The organism is Paenibacillus sp. FSL R5-0345, from assembly GCF_000758585.1.
Lineage (GTDB): Bacteria > Bacillota > Bacilli > Paenibacillales > Paenibacillaceae > Paenibacillus_AQ.
In genome coordinates this window covers 3,371,077-3,384,662 of the sequence record NZ_CP009281.1, presented here as the reverse complement: position 1 = coordinate 3,384,662, position 13,586 = coordinate 3,371,077, and the positions used below count along the sequence as shown (strand labels likewise).

13 protein-coding genes are annotated in these 13,586 nt (G+C 41.5%); 5 read left to right on the top strand and 8 right to left on the bottom strand.

Annotated elements, in window-relative coordinates; all coding sequences use genetic code 11:
• Nucleotides 1–210 precede the first annotated feature (210 nt).
• The 3 genes from R50345_RS14930 to R50345_RS14920 are packed head-to-tail and all read right to left on the bottom strand — an operon-like array spanning nucleotide 211 to nucleotide 3,041.
• Nucleotides 211–1,104 (bottom strand): sugar phosphate isomerase/epimerase family protein, encoded by an 894-nt coding sequence (locus R50345_RS14930; RefSeq protein ID WP_042127784.1) that lies wholly within the window; start codon nucleotides 1,102–1,104, stop codon nucleotides 211–213.
• A gap of 24 nt (nucleotides 1,105–1,128) precedes the next feature.
• Nucleotides 1,129–1,986, bottom strand: coding sequence for a sugar phosphate isomerase/epimerase family protein (locus R50345_RS14925; protein ID WP_042127782.1), 858 nt, complete (start codon nucleotides 1,984–1,986; stop codon nucleotides 1,129–1,131).
• Nucleotides 1,983–3,041: a Gfo/Idh/MocA family protein gene (locus R50345_RS14920; RefSeq protein WP_042127781.1), complete on the bottom strand. Its 1,059-nt coding sequence runs from the start codon at nucleotides 3,039–3,041 to the stop codon at nucleotides 1,983–1,985. The genes R50345_RS14925 and R50345_RS14920 overlap by 4 nt, the downstream gene beginning before the upstream one ends.
• 123 nt (nucleotides 3,042–3,164) lie before the next feature.
• Here R50345_RS14920 and R50345_RS14915 point away from each other — a divergent pair, with 123 nt between their 5' ends.
• Complete coding sequence (locus R50345_RS14915) at nucleotides 3,165–4,034, top strand: AraC family transcriptional regulator (RefSeq protein ID WP_042127779.1); 870 nt, start codon at nucleotides 3,165–3,167, stop codon at nucleotides 4,032–4,034.
• 143 nt (nucleotides 4,035–4,177) lie between these two features.
• Complete coding sequence (locus R50345_RS14910; protein WP_042127777.1) at nucleotides 4,178–4,747, top strand: hypothetical protein; 570 nt, start codon at nucleotides 4,178–4,180, stop codon at nucleotides 4,745–4,747.
• A gap of 27 nt (nucleotides 4,748–4,774) precedes the next feature.
• On the opposite strand, the gene R50345_RS14905 is transcribed toward R50345_RS14910, so the two are convergent.
• Nucleotides 4,775–5,674 (bottom strand): glycerophosphodiester phosphodiesterase, encoded by a 900-nt coding sequence (locus R50345_RS14905; protein ID WP_052414606.1) that lies wholly within the window; start codon nucleotides 5,672–5,674, stop codon nucleotides 4,775–4,777.
• A gap of 121 nt (nucleotides 5,675–5,795) precedes the next feature.
• Between R50345_RS14905 and R50345_RS14900 the strand changes: the two genes are divergently transcribed.
• On the top strand, nucleotides 5,796–6,809 hold the full coding sequence (locus R50345_RS14900) for a CapA family protein (protein ID WP_042127775.1): 1,014 nt from the start codon (nucleotides 5,796–5,798) through the stop codon (nucleotides 6,807–6,809).
• Nucleotides 6,810–6,830: 21 nt separating this feature from the next.
• Here the strand turns inward: R50345_RS14900 and R50345_RS14895 are convergent, their stop codons facing one another.
• Nucleotides 6,831–7,883, bottom strand: a complete 1,053-nt coding sequence (locus tag R50345_RS14895) for an HD domain-containing protein (RefSeq protein ID WP_042127774.1) — start codon at nucleotides 7,881–7,883, stop codon at nucleotides 6,831–6,833.
• Between the two features lie 132 nt (nucleotides 7,884–8,015).
• On the opposite strand from R50345_RS14895, the gene R50345_RS14890 reads away from it, so the two are divergent.
• On the top strand, nucleotides 8,016–8,357 hold the full coding sequence (locus tag R50345_RS14890; RefSeq protein WP_042127771.1) for a nitrous oxide-stimulated promoter family protein: 342 nt from the start codon (nucleotides 8,016–8,018) through the stop codon (nucleotides 8,355–8,357).
• 78 nt (nucleotides 8,358–8,435) lie between these two features.
• On the opposite strand, the gene dhaK is transcribed toward R50345_RS14890, so the two are convergent.
• On the bottom strand, nucleotides 8,436–10,196 hold the full coding sequence (dhaK, locus tag R50345_RS30820) for a dihydroxyacetone kinase subunit DhaK (protein WP_042127769.1): 1,761 nt from the start codon (nucleotides 10,194–10,196) through the stop codon (nucleotides 8,436–8,438).
• 1 nt (nucleotide 10,197) lies between these two features.
• Nucleotides 10,198–11,334 (bottom strand): glycerol dehydrogenase, encoded by a 1,137-nt coding sequence (locus R50345_RS14880; RefSeq protein WP_042127767.1) that lies wholly within the window; start codon nucleotides 11,332–11,334, stop codon nucleotides 10,198–10,200.
• A 202-nt stretch (nucleotides 11,335–11,536) separates the two neighbouring features.
• On the opposite strand from R50345_RS14880, the gene R50345_RS14875 reads away from it, so the two are divergent.
• Nucleotides 11,537–12,571 (top strand): PocR ligand-binding domain-containing protein, encoded by a 1,035-nt coding sequence (locus tag R50345_RS14875; RefSeq protein ID WP_042127766.1) that lies wholly within the window; start codon nucleotides 11,537–11,539, stop codon nucleotides 12,569–12,571.
• Between the two features lie 48 nt (nucleotides 12,572–12,619).
• Here R50345_RS14875 and R50345_RS14870 read toward each other — a convergent pair whose 3' ends face one another.
• Nucleotides 12,620–13,546 carry a VanZ family protein gene (locus tag R50345_RS14870; RefSeq protein WP_042132191.1) on the bottom strand — a complete coding sequence of 309 codons (927 nt, stop codon included), beginning with the start codon at nucleotides 13,544–13,546 and terminating at the stop codon, nucleotides 12,620–12,622.
• Nucleotides 13,547–13,586: the final 40 nt, after the last annotated feature.

Genomic DNA, 13,586 nt, shown 5'->3' with positions numbered 1-13,586 from the left:
GTATTCTCTCTTCTTTAACGCCAAATAGAGGATAAAGTTGCAAAAAATGAAATTTATCACCTATTAAAAAGTATTATCTAGATCAAACCTAGCCTGTAGCAATTGGATCAGATACTTAAAAAGCCACCGTACAGGCCTGTTCTCCTGTAAGGCAGCTTCTCTTTTATCCCAAAGGTTGGATGAACGATTTAATCTTTATTACTACCACATTCAGACCCGAAAGCCCTTTAAAAAATTGACAGCCTGGCGGATATCTTCCTCTGGATTAGTGCCAACTTCCCGTTCTATGGTCAGGAATCCTGTATAACCGATGTCATTCAGCGCTTGCAGATAGTTGTTCCAGTCAACAGAACCTGCTCCAAGTGGAACTTCACGGAACGCCGAGCCGGTCTCGGCCATTTCAGCCATCTTCTCATGGTCTAATGCGGGTGCTTCATAACCATATTGACCGTAAACATCGCGCGGATCGATATCGGCAAGTTTGAGACCATCTTTAGCATGGGTGTGTACAATGTAGTCTTTTAGTGTATGAACACCTTGCACGGGATCATCACCAGTCACCATCACCATGTTGGCCGGGTCAAAATTAACAGAAACCCCTTTGGAACCCAAACCGTCGAGGAACGTCTTCAGACGCGCAGCGGGTTCTGGCCCAGTCTCAATCGCAAAGTAAGAATTCATCTCATGCGCGTATCTGCTTAGTTCCTCACAAGCGATATGCATGGTTTCATAAATTTTACTGGTGTGGTCCGAGGGAACAATACCGATATGTGTAGTAACTATATCTGTACCTAGCTCCTTGGCCAGCTCCATAATGCGTTTGGACTTTTCGATTTTGGCTCGGTTCTGTGCAGGGTCCTGAAATCCATGTCCGCCTAAATCTCCAACGAGGGCAGAAATTTCGAGACCCAGTGAAGCGATGTATTCCTTCCATTCAAGGCGGGCTGACGGAGATAGGTTAGCGGGATCAAATTCACCTTGCACCGCATAAATCTGAACTCCATCAGCCCCTGCTTCTTTTGCCTTGCGCAATCCCTCTTTTACTCCAACCTGAAAACTGTCTACGATAACACCGATTTTGTTAGTGATAATTGGTTTAACCATGGCAATAATCCTCCTTAAAATGAATTAGATTTGGTTCCAAACCCGCTTGATGTATTCCAACCCAAGTCTTGTTCCCTTGCGGCACTCTTCCATTCCCTCGAATTCTACAGAGATATATCCGTCGTAACCGCTTTCCTTAACGGTTCGAATGACACTCGGCATATCGATGTCTCCTTGACCAACGATGGCCCCCCTCAACCAGTTCCCACCGGAGGACTGGAACCAACCTTCGCCAAGCTGGCGATCTTGTGGACGAATATAGAAATCTTTGAAATGTACCATCGAAGCAAGCTTAATATTGTTAGTCACAGCAATAAGCGGATTCTCATCTGCGCACAGGAAATTACCAATGTCGAGCGTTGTACGGAAGTTATCTCTTCCTACTGCGTGAACCAACGCCTGTACACGATCGCTGTGCTGAATAAAGTATCCATGATTCTCCACGCTGGTCGTAATGCCCAAACCTGCGGCATAATCAGCAATTTCTCGGCAGGCTTCAGCCAAACGTGGAAGCTCTTCCAAAAAGTGCGTAATTGACAGATCTTCTGAGGAAGCTACATCATGCCGCATCTTCTTAATACCTAATGCCGCACAGACATCTACTTCCCGCTTTACCCGTTCCACTTCCCGCTGTCTTTCAGCTGTCTCCAGCCCGGTAAAGTTCGCCCCGATAGCATAATTAGACAACTCTAGTCCACGACCTGCTGCCGTTCGTACAATCAGATCAATTAGCTCAGAATTCTCAACCAAATTAATGCCCAAGGGTACAATCTCCGCATGCTCCGCGCCCAGATCGGCGATCGTCTCAATGACTCCTTCAAGCGTGAGCTCACCCGTTGAAAAAGCTGAATGCAAACTGTAGGTACTGATTCCTAGCTTCATAGTTTCACCTCTTCGCCTTTGGCAGCGGATTCATAAATCGCGCCGAGAATCTTCATGATTGTAACGCCGTCCTGTACAGGACTAATCGGTGTAGAGCTGTTGATGATGTTGCTCGCAAAATGATTAATCTCATTCTGGAATGCACTGTTGAACTCAAACCCCTTATGATCGGTCTGCGGATAGGTATTGACAATCGTATCCGACAGTTCTTTGACAAGGACTATCTCAGGATCAATTTCAAATCCGCCCTTCTCACCGTATAGGCGCACCGAGCGCTCGTCCTCTTTGGCATGCAGTGTAAAGCTGACATCGACCATCAGCGAAGCTCCATTCTCAAAACGAATCAGTGCATTTGCCAAATCTTCAACCGTATTGTTCGCTGCGTCGTAATCAGCGGCTTTATAAAAAGAAAGATTCTTGATATTAGAACGATTGCCGAGCTTCCGGTAGGTATTGGCACTTACTGATACTGGGTTCGGACGGCCCATCAAATACCAGCATAGATCGATCACATGGACGCCGATATCGATCAGAGGTCCGCCGCCGGAGCGTTCAATATCACTGAACCAGCCGCCGGGATTGCCAAGTCTCCGGAACGTCGTAGCCTTCGCATAGTAGATTTCGCCGAATTCTCCTTGTTCCACCAATGTCTGAAGTAGTTGGGCATTAGAGTCATAGCGTCTTACAAAGCCTACTTGCAAAATCTTTCCGCTCTTTTCCACTGCCTTCTGAACCTGAAGTGCTTCTTCGACCGTGCGACAAAGCGGTTTTTCTACAAGCACATGCTTGCCTGCCTCAAGGGCCGCAATGCTGATCTCAGCATGAGAGTTGTTCCATGTGCAGATACTGACTGCATCTATTTCGGAATTAGCCAGCAATTCATGGTAATCTGTGTATACTTTTTCGACGTTATACTCAGTAGCAACTGCACGTGCACGCTCTTCATTCAGGTCACAAACCGCATATAAGGTCGTCTGCGGATTATCCCGATAAGCACTTAAGTGCATAGCGGAGATAGAGCCCGTACCTATTACACCGATTTTGAGTATATTCATCCACACTCGCTCCTTTATTTTGCATTGGGTATGATTCGTATTATAATGATTTCAACCCTAAACACCATGCAGAGCCTTGCGGTTTCATTTGTACAATTGTGCTATAGGAGGTGTAGTCCATATATGCTCGACTATGATAAACATCTACAAGAATCCATGGACATGCCAGATCCCGAGTTTCCGATTAAAGTACATACTCAGCGCTTCAACCAAGAGGGAGTTGTACTGTTCTCACATCATTGGCATGAGCATCTGGAATTTCTATTTATTGAAAGCGGTGAGGCAGTATTTGAATGCGGACGGACACCGATCAAGGTCAGGGCTGGTGACTTAATTGCCGTGAACAGCAATGAGCTGCATTATGGAGTTAGCGCTTCTTCTGATTTATTGTATTATGCGATTATTGCAGATACTTCTTTGCTGCATAGTGCGGTAAGCGACGCTGCCGAGACCAAGTTCATCGCCCCCATTCAGCAGAACCAGCTGCTGTTACGTAACCATATTCGGGGGGATCAGAACATTACAGACTGTGTACTGGCGATTATTCGAGAACTGGAACTTCGCGAATTTGGGTATGAGCTGGCCGTCAAGTCGGAGCTATACCGTCTGCTAACGCTGCTATTGCGCAGACATATCGTCACCGTACTCTCACAGGCTGAGCAAGAAAGACGCAGTAAAACCGTCGAACGCTTCGCACCTGTATTACGTTATATCGATACCCATTACCAGGAACCGATTCAAGTTGACGAACTTGCGGCACTAACAGGGTTAAGCCGCTTCCATTTCAGTCGTCTCTTCAAGGAATTAACCGGGCATACGATATCGGAATATATAAACGCTATCCGTTTAGATCGTGCAGATTATTTGCTAAGGCATACCCAGTTAACAATTTCTGAAATCGCTACCACTTCTGGCTTCAGCGACATCTACTATTTCAGCCGAACCTTCAAAAAGCATAGAAAAGTAACCCCTAGCAAGGTGAGAGGGTTCTAGTTAGCATGTTTGCCCCTATTCTCACATTTTCTCTGCTCACAGAAGATTGCAATTGGTCCCTTCTTATAGATCCATACCACAAGAGAAACTATCTTCCATCTTATGGGTATAATTAACATAAAGCTCTATAGGAGGGGAAATCATTGAGAAAAATAGTAAAACTGACTGTATTAGTACTTTGCATAATGATTTTACCGGGAACAATGATTTATGCCGCATCAAACCAATCCGAAGTTTCATTCTATTTCAATAACGCGATTCAAAAACAGGCAGCAATATTATCCGAGGGAGATATCCTCTTGCCTGCTGAACAGCTTTCTAAAAATTTGTTTGCTTTAATTACTTTGGACGAAACAAGTAAAAAGGTTCGAATCTACAAGCCAAATGTGAATATGGTATTGCTTGATAACAATGGAGAGATCTTTGGTAAGGTAAAAAGTCCTGCCCGCTTTGCATTTTCAACTTTATTACAAGTGGATCATTTGAAGACAGAAATATCAGATATAAAACTTACGATCACCGATCCTACGGATAAAACAGAAACCATAGATAATCAACAAATTAAGAAAAGTGAAGAAAACTTCTGGTTCAAAACCAACGAGTTTACTTATTCCTTTAATACAAAAGGCACCTATACTATTCAAGTGTTTTTTAAAGATGTGGATTCAAAAATATGGTTTCCTGTTTCCGAAATCGATGTATTTGGAATATGAATTCCCGATAGATGAATTAGGGTTTCCTTATTTCTTATTATTCTTAATCACTTCGTTAAAACGGTCAGGAAAATTGGTATGTACCCCGTCTACGCCCCAAATCACGGCTTTGTCCATATTGACTTGATAATTCACTGTATATGGAAATACCTTTAGCCCAGCATTTTTCACCTGTGCAACATAGGATGAATTTATTCTTTGAAAGTTAGGACTTATGCCAACTGCATACGTTTTTACTCGGTTAATATAAGATTCTGGTATTTTATAAACCGGAATATTATACCAAACAATTTGATAAAGAGGAATCTCTGGGTTAATGGAATGCAATCTACGTAAACTCGTCTCACTAAATGAATGTACGGAAACATGATCTGACAGATTATATTTTTCAATTTGTTCGTTTAAGATGGTTTCGATGTTCGGATTCAAAGCGGGTTCTTTAATTTCAATCATATAGTCCACATCTTTTCCAAACGTTTCAAATACCTCTTCTAAAGTCGGAATACGTAATCCAGCATATTGATCCCTAGCAAACATGGGATACTGTTCGTTAAACCATGAGCCGGCGTCTAATTTCGAAAGCTCCTCCAAGGTGAAATTTTTAACATAACCCGTTCCATTCGTCGTGCGATTAATCGTTTCATCGTGAATAACTACAGGAACACGATCCTTAGTTAACTGTATGTCTAACTCGATATAATCGGTCCCCATATTCATGGCAAGTTCAAATGCAGGTATAGTATTCTCAGGCGCATATCCTGAAGCGCCACGGTGAGCAATGGTATATACTTTGTCCGCTGGCTCAAGAATTTCCTTCACTTTCGTACGAATCCACGGAGAATAGGCATACATGGAGGTACACAATAAAATCAACAGAAAGATGTGAATAAATATAAAGTACATTTTAGAATCTTGAATCCTTTGCATAAAGCTTCCCTCTTCTTTTCAAAAAATTAGTGTATATTACTTGATGTCCATTTTGCCAAAAAAATAACCCATAACACCTTTCTTCCATATTCTATATGAAAACGAAAAAAGGTGGATACAGATGACCGAAATACAAATAGCTGCTGTAGGAGACCTTATGGTCAAGCGTTACATTATTTCTGATGCTAAACAATCGGACGGAACCTATTCGTTCACTCCCCTGTTCGCAAAAGTAACTCCTTATCTAAGACAGGCGGATCTAACCATCGGTAATCTCGAGACCACCTTTCCAGGAAACGGACGAGAATGTCGAAAAAGTCTACGATCTGGCGGTCCAACATTCAAGTGCCCGGATGAATTAGCACCGGCGCTAAAAGAAGCTGGATTTGATGTATTAGTAACAGCGAACAATCACTGTATGGATTATGGTGCCTCGGGTCTGATTCGGACATTACGAGTATTAGACCGTAGTGGAATCGATCATACCGGTACATCAAGATCCGTACAAGAATCAAAACGTATGCTAATCAAAAACGTTAGTGGGATTACAATTGGAATCCTCTCTTACACTGCAGGAACCAATAGAATCCCTGTACCTATTCAACAGCCATGGTTAGTCAATCGGATAGAAACCAATAAAATACTTAGAGAAATTCGAGATTTAAAAAAGAAAGTCGATCTGGTCTTACTTTATATGCATTTTGGAAAAGAATATCAGTACACACCTAATAAGAGGCAAAAGCAACTGGCAAGCCTCTTTCTTAAAAATGGTGCAAACATCGTTTTGGGATCTCACCCACATGTGCTGCAACCGATATCCGTTCAGGGGAAAAAGAAATTCGTTAGTTATTCCCTAGGTAATTTTGTTTCGACTAAGCTTAAGAATAATCCATTTACACAAAGCGGAATCATTCTTACGCTTACCATCAAAAAGGACAATAATGGTAACACGAGTATAACGGACATAAATTACATTCCAACTTGCGTCGATCGAAGGATAACAAAAGGCGGTAAACAAATTTCTGAGGTCATTCCCATCCATGATACGTTAAAGAACACAGATTTAATAACGGAACGGAGAAATCGCTTAAATCGTATGTTGAAGCATACTATAGATATTTTAAAGTGGCCATAAAGAACATCAACTCACAATCATTTAGTCATTCCAACTAATAAGGTATGTACCCAAAAACGAACTTAATCGCTCGAGCATCGGATATGAAGTTAATGAATTAACTAAGACCACTCCATTTTTGATGACGGGTTCGGATAAATATAGTTTATTCAGAACAAAACTGTATTGATTGGAACCATCGTTTTCTGCTTTACGACTGACCTTTATTTCTTGTGAATGGTAAAACAAGCGATTAGCCTCTTCTTTAGTCTGTTCACAGCTTAATAATAAAGTCTCTAGTCTGGAATCCGTCATCTCACTGATAGCTTCGACAGCTACAACGTTATGATCGATTAGTTTAGAAACTAAATGCTTTAGAATAACATTCGGCCCGATATTAACTTCCGAACAATGAAACTTTGCTTCAGAAATAATAAATTGTATTAATAACTCAGCAGTATCAACATCCGTCGAAATATAGTTGCCCTCTAATTCTAATTTAGGTAAAAGCTGAGCCGGTGATTGTAGAAGCCCCGTAATTTGTGCACTCCTCACCCATGAATCCAGATGATCCAAATGGATCTTATTATCTTTATTTCGCAGGGGACTTATTGTATTACCCTCAATTAAATCTAATATCACACTGGGTTCAAAATTATCTTTTGTAAGGATATCACTTATCTCAGGGGAATATAGCAACTCATTTGTTCTTTTATGGTGATCAATACCCTCTATCTGTTCTAAAACATGGCTGAAGGGGCTATGTCCAATATCGTGTAATAGCGCAGCAATCCTTAGTTCATACCAATCCGGACAATAATAGGCAACTAAAGAAAACACTCCAAGGGTGTGCTGTAACCGGGTGGCGACATGTTGTGTATTGATGTAGCTGCATCCGCTATGATGAATAAAATGCAGTCTGCGTACCGGGAATGAATTTAATAAATAGGATTCTGTTTCCGTTAATTTGGTTTTAAGTCCCCACAAAGGTTCCCATAGTTCATCACTACCTGTTAATTGTGCAATGTATCGATCAGTATTTATATTACTCATACTTTCCACCCTCACTTCACTAAAAGATTCTACCTCATTCATCGACAAGTTTCTTAACTTATTTTCATAGCAAATGCCATAGAAATGTTAAATAAGTACCCGCTCCCTTTAAAAATCTAATGATATAGTTATCGTAGAATACATTTTTATAACATTGAAAGGATTCGTATTAACATGGCAGCACAAACAAAAAGGCAGTTAAATGATGGTCCGAAAATTCGAAAAGAAAAAGAAATTGTTGAAAAAATGATTCGTATATATTGTAAGAAAAAACATTATCAAAAAGGGTTATGCGAGGAATGTCAGGGCTTAAATGAATATGCAACAAAAAGATTATCTCTCTGCCAATTCGGGGAAGACAAAACAGCATGTGCAAAGTGCCCTATCCATTGTTACAAACAGGAGTATCGGCAAAGAATTAAAGAAGTTATGCGTTTCTCAGGTCCATGGATGTTACTCTACCATCCAGTTGAGTCGATTAGGCATATCCCATTACCAGGTAAGTTAAGAAAATAAGCATATAAATAAAAACAGCAGCAGTCAATGACTGTTGCTGTTTTTGATCCTCTTCAATTGCTTGGTGCGTTCTCGTACTTATCTCATTGCTTTTGCCAGCTCTGTGAATATAACACCAAGCGCGTAGGCTCCCGCATCCGGATACCCAATGCTGCGTTCCCCCACCGTACCTGCTCTTCCCATACGGGCAACGACGTCCGAAGTCTTCTGGGCACCGAGAACTGCGGCTTCCGCAGCTTTGATTGCTGCCATTTTAATATCATCACCATGTTCTGCGCTTTGTGTCCAGGCATCCGCAAAAGGTACAAGCGCATCAATTAATGTCTTGTCGCCAACGACAGCACCTCTCCCGAAGGATCTTTCACCCGTATCCTGAATCCCTTTAACTACAGCTTGCATCATATTGGCAAAATCCTGGATGGACAACTCCTGCTTTTGCTGCGCAGTCTTGCTCGCTGCACGGAAGCCCGATCCCCAGATCGGTCCAGATGCTCCACCACAATGCTCCATAATGATCAAAGAACAAGCATCAAGGAAATCACCGATATTGCTGAGATGATGAGCTAAAATATCTTCCCATTCTACTTTCAACTGCTTAAAGCCCTTGGCTACGCTCATCCCAAAATCACCATCTCCGGCATGGGCATCTAGCTCACAGAAAGGCACCTCATTCTCAATAATGACCTCACTCATTTGATCAATCAAATAAACAATATTTTGCAAGGAGAACTGGTTGTTCTTAATTACCGCAGCTTCAGCATTCGTATTATTCTTGAAAGAAACCGTGCTGTCTGCTTTCTCTTCCTTGATGATCTCGGTATAATTCACGGGCTCAAATGAACCTTTAACCGACAATGCCGGTGTATCACACGGAGCAGACAACCATTTCTTCAGCGTCTCATCCAGCTTCATAATCGACACTGATGCGCCGGCCATATCGATGCTAGTCATATAGTTACCGACAAATACTTTAAACACTTTCTTATTCTTGGCCGTCAATTCACGGATCACAGAATTATTCAATAAATAAAGCTCTTGCAGTGGTGTTCCACCAAATCCATTGATTAGAACAGCAACTTCATGCTGTGACTCATCGTTCATCTGCAAGTTGCTCAGCAAGGACGTAACCATTCGCTGCGCCAGTTCATCCGCTGACACGGCTTTTTCTCTGCGAATTCCAGGTTCACCGTGAATTCCTACACCGTATTCCATCTCATCCTCTTCGATATGAAACGTCGGAGTTCCTTTGGCAGGAACGGTGCAAGATGTAAAGGCGAAGCCTATGGTGCGAACATGGTCAATCGCATGTTGCGCCGCTTCTTTCACTTCCGTCAAGGACAGTCCTGCTTCTGCTGCAGCCCCAGCTATTTTATGAACGAGAACGGTTCCGGCAACCCCTCGTTTCCCTACAGTATACAGGCTGTCTTCAACAGCAATGTCATCGTCTACTTTGACATATTCCACTTGTATACCATCTTCACTTGCGAGATGAGCCGCATTTTTAAAGTTCATGATGTCACCGCTGTAGTTCTTGATAATCAGCAATGTACCCTTTTGGCTCGCAGAACGGCGGATCGCTTGATAGACCTGAATCTGAGACGGAGAAGCAAACACATCACCGCACACGGCTGCATCCAGCATACCATTACCTACAAACCCGGCATGGGCTGGTTCATGCCCGCTTCCACCACCGCTAATAAGCGTAACTTTATCGGCATTGATCTCTTTTTTAGAAATCACTTTAAATTTATCGTTGAAATCCAGCTCAGGATGCGCTAAGACAAGTCCGTTGCACATCTCCCGGACTAGCGTTTCCGGCTTGTTCATAATTTTCTTCATCTTAAAGCTCCTTACTTAGTTTATATTGACGGCCTAGTTGGTCAGCAGCCATAATCGCCGATGCTACCGCCTCCTCCGTAATTGGGAACGGCATAGAATGAATGGATTCCTCAGCAATACAAGCTTTTTTAGCAACCTCAAGAAGTTCTTCGTAAGTTACATGCTCTACTCCGATATCTTCTAAGCACACTGGAAGACCAATCGACAGACAGAAGTCCAATACTTCTCTTAATTCCGTACGGTCCGCATTTTCAAGCACCAATTGAGCAATTGTACTGAAGGCTACCTTCTCACCATGATAATAATGATGCGTACCCTCTAATGCTGTTAAACCATTATGAATCGCATGAATCGCTGCCAAACCTCCACTTTCAAAGCCCAGTCCCGATAATAAAATATTCGTTTCAATGATATTCTCTAAGGCTGGTGTTACAATATTCAAATCGCAGGCCTGCTTTGCCTTGAATCCATTTTCAAGCAAAGTGTCATAGCACAGTCTAGCAAGACCTAGCGCTGTTATTGTTCCTTTAGCTTCCCCACAAACACCTTCACGAACCCCGCAAGGTAATCCCGCATTCACATTGGAGTAAGAATTCGCGGTAGCTCTTGCTTCGAAATAAGTGGACAGTGCATCTCCCATCCCAGCAACAAGAAATCTTGTTGGCGCTTTGGCAATGACTGTTGTATCGATCATGACTACACTTGGACTTTGCTTGAAATAAGCATAATCATCGAATTCGCCTTCTGGGGTATAGAGTACTGCAGAGTGGCTTGTGGGTGCATCGGTTGCTGCTATTGTCGGAACGATAATCAGCGCTTCTCCCTCTGCTACGCATTTTGCTGTATCGATCGCCTTACCTCCACCCAAACCAATCGTACATGCACATTGATGTTCCTTGGCTAGAGCCTGCAATCTTGCAACCTCTTGTCTAGAGCATTCCCCATGGAAGCCGCTTTCAACAAGCGTTATATTAAATTTCTGTTTAGTGGATTCCAATTTATCTTTCACACGTGTAACATCATCTGGATGTGCAATGAGCAGTGCAGAATCACCGAAGGTTTTTACAAAATAACCTAAATTCAAAAGTTCATTCTCACCTTGCACATATTTCGTCGGACTGATAAACGCTCTTCTCATTTTCATTCCTCCTAGGTTGTATATAGTTATTATTATAGATTGCTCAATTTCGATATGCATGAAACAATAAGGTCTAAATAAAGCGTTTTCTTATCATGTTTTTTTGTCCACTCTTTTAGAAATTGTATTATCTTGTCCTTTTGTGCATAAATTCGCTATAATGTTCATTATGTTTCTATAACTTTCCTAGGAGAATATCATGATGCCCAAATCTCGCTTTAATTTAGAAGAAATTATTGATTTGAAGAAATGGGAGAAATTGCAGGACTCCTTATCACTTGTTACTAAAATGGCCATCCTTACTGTTGATTATAAAGGTGTTCCTGTGACTAAGCACAGCTTCTGTCAGCCTTTCTGTCAAGGCGTGCGTCAGGATTCTAACCTCTCTCAGTACTGTCAAAAATGTGATGCTCGTGCCGGCATTGAAGCTGTTCGCCAGAACAAGCCTTATATTTACTTATGCCATTTCAACATTATCGATATTGCCATTCCAATTATTATTGACGATCAATATTTAGGTGCAATTATGGCCGGACAGCTTAAGCTTCGTGAACCTGACGTGTCACATCTGGAGCAGATTGTATCTAGGCCACCTAATGTTGAGGCGAACAAGAAGTTTAATTCGCTCAAAGAGGATTATGATGCACTCCCTGTCTTATCCTATGATGAAGTAACGAAGTGCGTTGATCTGCTGCTTCAGTTGAGCACCTATATCGTAGAAGAAGCCATTCAGAAACGTACCACAGTTGATTTGTACAAAAGAGTGCTGACCTCAAATATTGACACAACTGCTTCAGTAGAAACTTTTGACGAGACAGACCGTGCGTATCGCAAAATCCAATCTATCCAGCAAGAACTGTCAGGGGCGCTCATCGAGACCAAATTGAAAAATGGGGCTCAAAGGTTCGTCTCTACAAATTCAGTGCTTCAGCCTGCGTTCGATTACATCTATGCGCACAAAAATGAAAATTTCAGCCTAAAAGAAATGGCCAAGCTTTGTCATATCAGCCCTAGTTATTTCAGTCGCATATTTACAAAAGAAACAGGTGAGAACTTCTCCCTCTTCGTTGCTAGGCTCAAAATTGAATGGGCCAAGCAGTTGCTGGAAACCACAGACGCACCTATTAATCAAGTGAGCGATGATTTAGGATTTTGTGATACTGGTTATTTTATTAAAACATTCAAACGGTTCGAAAACCTCACCCCTGCTGTATACCGGAATATGTATATGAGTTGATCAGCAAAACAAACCCTCCGTTAATAAAATTAACGAAGGGTTAACTCCTCATTCCCACCAGTGTTTCATTTCACTGAATCCTACATCCCATAGCTTCACATTCCCTTTGAGGGTAATGGTTATTTCGCTTACGGTAACTAACGCTGTATTTATAAGCTCAGCTTGTGGACTATATTGTTCAGTCGATTGAAGCATTACGTTACCATCAACTGCAATAATGAGTTCACTATTAGAATCAACATGATCAGGGAAACCGAAGTTGTAATATAGCAACACCTCTTTTTTATCATCCAAAGTGTATTTGTATTCTTTAATTTCTTTCCCCTCACTGTTATACAAGTTCAATTTTGGTGTGATTTTTTCACCTGCAATAGTGAAGCTGGGAAGATCATGCGTGATGGGCATACTTCCAGTAAGTTGTTTCAGTGTTTGTAATCCCTGTATAGGTCTTTCACTTTTCTCTAGAGTTACATCAATGATCTCAGAGATTCCCATGATTCCAATCAATAGAACAACAACAGTTAAAGCCGAATTAATAAGTGATTTCCAAGTGATTTTTGAAATAAATCCTATCTTATAGGCGCAAAATCCGATCATTGCTCCTAACGTATTGGAAATGACATCATCTACATCAAAGGAACCTAAAAAAGTTAAAGCTTGAAGAGTCTCCAACACAAAAATCGTTAAGATAAACAAACAAATAAACTTTTTAAAATGAGTACGATACAACAAGGGAAATAATACACCAAAAGGAATAAAGGCAGCGATGTTCCCAAAGTTATATATCCAAGAAAAGGATAGGTCAGTGAGATTGGGAAAACGAAGTGGAACATTTTCTGGAATCAACATAAACGTGTATCCATACTGGCTTGTTGCATGCTCTACTCTATTGAAAGCAAGAAACAAAAAATATATGATCAAAAGCGTATACAAAATAGTTCCAATAACAAGAATTTTGCGCAATTTAACTCCCATAATCACTTCACAATTCCTTCCATATGTCGATGGAATCAGT

Coding starts and splice junctions, on each gene's coding strand:
- R50345_RS14870 (WP_042132191.1), bottom strand. CDS start 13,546: ATGGGAGTTAAATTGCGCAAAATTCTTGTTATTGGAACTATTTTGTAT.
- R50345_RS14900 (WP_042127775.1), top strand. CDS start 5,796: ATGACCGAAATACAAATAGCTGCTGTAGGAGACCTTATGGTCAAGCGT.
- R50345_RS14890 (WP_042127771.1), top strand. CDS start 8,016: ATGGCAGCACAAACAAAAAGGCAGTTAAATGATGGTCCGAAAATTCGA.
- R50345_RS14930 (WP_042127784.1), bottom strand. CDS start 1,104: ATGGTTAAACCAATTATCACTAACAAAATCGGTGTTATCGTAGACAGT.
- R50345_RS14880 (WP_042127767.1), bottom strand. CDS start 11,334: ATGAGAAGAGCGTTTATCAGTCCGACGAAATATGTGCAAGGTGAGAAT.
- R50345_RS14920 (WP_042127781.1), bottom strand. CDS start 3,041: ATGAATATACTCAAAATCGGTGTAATAGGTACGGGCTCTATCTCCGCT.
- R50345_RS14925 (WP_042127782.1), bottom strand. CDS start 1,986: ATGAAGCTAGGAATCAGTACCTACAGTTTGCATTCAGCTTTTTCAACG.
- R50345_RS14875 (WP_042127766.1), top strand. CDS start 11,537: ATGCCCAAATCTCGCTTTAATTTAGAAGAAATTATTGATTTGAAGAAA.
- R50345_RS14915 (WP_042127779.1), top strand. CDS start 3,165: ATGCTCGACTATGATAAACATCTACAAGAATCCATGGACATGCCAGAT.
- R50345_RS14905 (WP_052414606.1), bottom strand. CDS start 5,674: ATGCAAAGGATTCAAGATTCTAAAATGTACTTTATATTTATTCACATC.
- R50345_RS14895 (WP_042127774.1), bottom strand. CDS start 7,883: ATGAATGAGGTAGAATCTTTTAGTGAAGTGAGGGTGGAAAGTATGAGT.
- dhaK (WP_042127769.1), bottom strand. CDS start 10,196: ATGAAGAAAATTATGAACAAGCCGGAAACGCTAGTCCGGGAGATGTGC.